At 69.2% G+C, this 3599-nt stretch carries 4 protein-coding genes; 1 reads left to right on the forward strand and 3 read right to left on the reverse strand.

Annotated features, from left to right (window positions below; genetic code table 11):
• Positions 1 to 283: TCP-1/cpn60 chaperonin family protein (locus Q0D57_RS00880; RefSeq protein ID WP_291036746.1), on the forward strand; the 283-nt coding region annotated here is incomplete at its 5' end.
• A gap of 287 nt (positions 284 to 570) precedes the next feature.
• On the opposite strand, the gene Q0D57_RS00885 is transcribed toward Q0D57_RS00880, so the two are convergent.
• The 3 genes from Q0D57_RS00885 to Q0D57_RS00895 form a co-directional block, all read right to left on the reverse strand.
• Positions 571 to 1383: an alpha/beta hydrolase gene (locus tag Q0D57_RS00885; protein ID WP_291036748.1), complete on the reverse strand. Its 813-nt coding sequence runs from the start codon at positions 1381 to 1383 to the stop codon at positions 571 to 573.
• Between the two features lie 15 nt (positions 1384 to 1398).
• A complete protein-coding gene (locus Q0D57_RS00890; RefSeq protein WP_291036751.1) occupies positions 1399 to 3186 on the reverse strand; it encodes a HAMP domain-containing sensor histidine kinase in 1788 nt (595 codons plus the stop codon).
• Between the two features lie 12 nt (positions 3187 to 3198).
• The coding region (locus tag Q0D57_RS00895) for a response regulator transcription factor (protein ID WP_291036754.1) at positions 3199 to 3599 on the reverse strand (401 nt) is incomplete at its 5' end.

Here is a 3599-nt window from a genome sequence, read left to right on the forward strand (position 1 = left end):
GGCTCCCCTGAAGCAGATCGCGTTCAACGCCGGTCTCGAGCCCGGAGTCGTCGCCGCCAAGGTGCGCGACCTCGACTACGGCTGGGGCCTCAACGCCGCGACCGGTGAGTACGTCGACCTCCTGGCCGCCGGCATCATCGACCCGGCCAAGGTCACCCGCTCGGCCCTGCAGAACGCGGCGTCCATCGCCGGCCTGTTCCTCACGACCGAGGTCGTCGTGGCCGACAAGCCCGAGCGCAACCCGGCCCCGGCCGGCGACCCCACGGGTGGCATGGACTTCTAGTCCTTCACTTCGCACAACAAAGAACGGGCGGTCCCTTCGGGGCCCGTCCGTTTTTTGTTGCGCTCGTGCCGCGCCGGTCCCCGCCCGGCGCGGGCGACATGTTCGCGTGCGGTCGGAGACCTCGGCCTGCGGTCGAGGCCTCCGGCCCCGCGCTCACCTTGGGTCGTCGAGTACGGCCCCTTGCGTGCCGCCATCTGCGGCTGCGTGCGGCCTGGTGAGGGCATCTGCGGCCTGGTGTGGGTTGTGCGCGGTCTCGTGGGGCTTGCGTCGCGGGGGTGGAGTGGCGGCTAGCGATCTGCCTCGGTAGGTGGCAGGAGGGCTAGCAGGACGTTGGCGAGTTCAGTGGGGCGCTCGATCATCAGGAGGTGGCCGGCGTCCGGGATGATCGTCGACGAGCGGGCCGCGGATCGTGCCCACGGCGGCACATGCCATCCGGGAGCACTCCGTTCACCGGCGATCAGGTGCACCGGCTTCGCCGAGAAGACACGGGAGAGCAGGGACTCGTAGGCGGGGGATCCCGTCGCCTCGACGATCCCCTGAGCGGAACGCCAGACGGTGGTCCAGGGCTGGAAAGCGAGCGCCGCCTTGGCCTCGGCCACGCGCCGAGGGGTTGCGACGATTCCATCGCCGTCGAGCAGAGCGTGCGGGTCGGCGAGGATGGCACGGATGCGATCGCGGGCGTCGTCGGGGTCCAGCGCGGCGATCGACCGTGACCAGAACGCATCGGCCAGCGAGAAGTTGCCCTCGACCGAGGTGAGCGATGACACCGACTGCGGGAACAGATCGGCGAAGGTGAACGCGTACACGGCGCCGATCGAGTGTGCGACCAGGTGCACGGGCTCGCCGTCGGCGACGTCGGTGACATGCTGCCGCAGGGCGTCGATCTGGCCCTCGAACGTCACATCTTCGGTGGCGCGCGAGCCGTACCCGGCCAGGTCGGGCGCCGAGCAGACCGACGGTGCCAACCGGCCGAACACACCCGGGTCGCAGAACGAGCCGATCAGCCCGTGCACGAACACGAGGCGCTCCGGCCGATCCGTCGGTGCCGCACCCGCGACGACCGGGGTGGGACCGAGGTCGACAGGTCGTGAGGAGGACATCCGGTGCCCGGTGACTCAGCGGGAGGGGGGAGGGGTGGGCGCCGCACCCACCGGCATCAGCGGCAGGGTCACGCGGAACGTCGCACCGCCGCCGGGGGTCTCGATGGCCTCGACGGTGCCGTGGTGGGCGGCGACGATCGAGGACACGATCGCGAGGCCGAGGCCACTGCCACCGGTCTCGCGGGTGCGGGAGGAGTCGGCGCGGTAGAAACGCTGGAAGATCTTCTCGCGGATCTGCAGGGGGATGCCCTCGCCGTGGTCGACGATGTCGACCGTGGCCACCCGCCGCTGCTCGTCGACCTGCACCGAGAGGTCGATCGGCGTGGTCGCATCGGTGAAGCGCAGGGCGTTGCCGATCAGGTTGGTGAGCACCTGGCGGATCTTGTTCTCCTCGGCCAGCACGATCGGCTGAAGAGCCTCCGTGGGCACGAGCTCGCCGAGCACGTCGGTCGTGCCGTCCGATCCGCCGGGGCCGTTGAGGACGACCTCGCCCGTGGCATCCGTCGGCGCACCGGGACTGATCCGCGGCACCGGGCCGGTCGCACCCGCGACACCCGTGGCACGGGGGCGCCGGCGCAACCGCGCCAGCGTCGCGTTGGCGAAGGCGATCGGCCGGGTCGCCGTCGACGGGGTGCGTGACCCGTCGGCGGATGATCCGGTCCCCCCGGTGCCGTCGGGGCCGCCTTCGATCGCCGGCACGAAGGTCAGCGACGAGGGGCCGAGCGGGGTGATCACCGAGACCACGCGCTCCGGGCTGGCGGCCCGGGCATCCATCGCCGCATCCATCACGAGCGGCACGAGGTCGACGGGGGCCAGTTGCAGCGGGCGGGTCTCGTCGAGACGGGCGAGCTCGAGGAGGTCTTCGACGAGGGTCCCCATCCGGATCGCCTCCTTCTCGATGCGGTCCATGGCCGAGGCGATGTCTTCGGGGGTCTGCAGCGCGCCCATCCGGTAGAGCTCGGCATAGCCGCGCACGGACACGAGCGGGGTGCGCAGCTCGTGCGAGGCGTCGCCCACGAAGCGCCGCATCTGGTCGATCGTCTTGGCGCGGTCGGCGAAGGCGCGGTCGATCCGCGAGAGCATGGTGTTGAGCGAGCGGTTCAGCCGGCCGACTTCTGTGTTCGGCATGGCGTCGCTCATCCGCTGGCTGAAGTCGCCGCCGTCGGCGATCGCCGCAGCCGTGCGTTCCACCTCGCGCAACGGCCCGAAGGTGGAGGTGACGAGCAGGCGCGTCAGCATCGCGCCCAGGATGACCACGCCCACGCCGAAGGCCAGGAAGATGGACAGATACGTCGCCGTGGTCTTCTCGGTCTCGGCCAGCGACTTCGCGATGATCACGTTGCCGAGATCGGTGCCGCCGAAGAGGTAGACCTGCGCGGCGATCGCGTGCCATTCGGTGCGCTGGTCGAGGGAGTCGACGCTGAACACCTTGCCGGCCAGGGCATTCGAGGTGTCGAGCGTCACCTGCACCTGGGGCATCGCATCCGGATCGCTGTCGCCCCAGTTGCTGGCGATCAGATTGCCCGACGAGTCGACGAGCCCCACGAAGTAGTCGGTGGGCGCCGAGGTGATGTCGGCCACGCCGAACTTCTCTTGCGTGGCATTGGGCCCGAGAAAGGGCGACGGGTCGCGATCAGCGGTGTCGAGCTGACTGTCGACCTGCTGCAGCAGATAGGTGCGCAGCACGATCATGGTGCCCACGCCGGAGACCACGAGCCCGAAGGTGAGCATCAAGACCGTGACGCCGGTGATCTTGCTGCGCAGCGAGATCGAGTTCCACTGCTTCTGGATGGCGTTGAGCATGCTGCGGAAAGGCTACGCCTTGCTCACCTTCAGCATGTAGCCGAAGCCACGCTTGGTCTGGATGAGCGACTCCTCGGTGTGGGCGTCGAGCTTGCGACGCAGGTACGAGATGTAGCTCTCGACGATGCCGGCGTCGCCGTTGAAGTCGTACTCCCAGACGTGGTCGAGGATCTGAGCCTTCGAGAGCACGCGGTTGGGGTTCAGCATGAGGTAGCGCAGCAGCTTGAACTCGGTGGGGGAGAGCTCGATGGCGGTGTCGCCGACGAAGACCTCGTGGGTGTCTTGATCCATGGTGAGCTCGCCGGCGCGGATGATCGCGTCTTCGTCGGCCTGCATGGTGCGGCGGAGGATGGCCTTGATGCGGGCCACGATCTCGTCGAGGCTGAACGGCTTGGTGACGTAGTCGTCGCCGC

Origin of the sequence: Herbiconiux sp. (genome assembly GCF_023264895.1) — a bacterium.
In the GTDB taxonomy this organism is placed as follows: Bacteria; Actinomycetota; Actinomycetes; order Actinomycetales; family Microbacteriaceae; genus Herbiconiux.

What these genes read in the sequence shown, in the direction of transcription:
- Q0D57_RS00885 (WP_291036748.1), bottom strand. Translation starts at nt 1,383, where the DNA reads ATGTCCTCCTCACGACCTGTCGACCTCGGTCCCACCCCGGTCGTCGCG.
- Q0D57_RS00890 (WP_291036751.1), bottom strand. Translation starts at nt 3,186, where the DNA reads ATGCTCAACGCCATCCAGAAGCAGTGGAACTCGATCTCGCTGCGCAGC.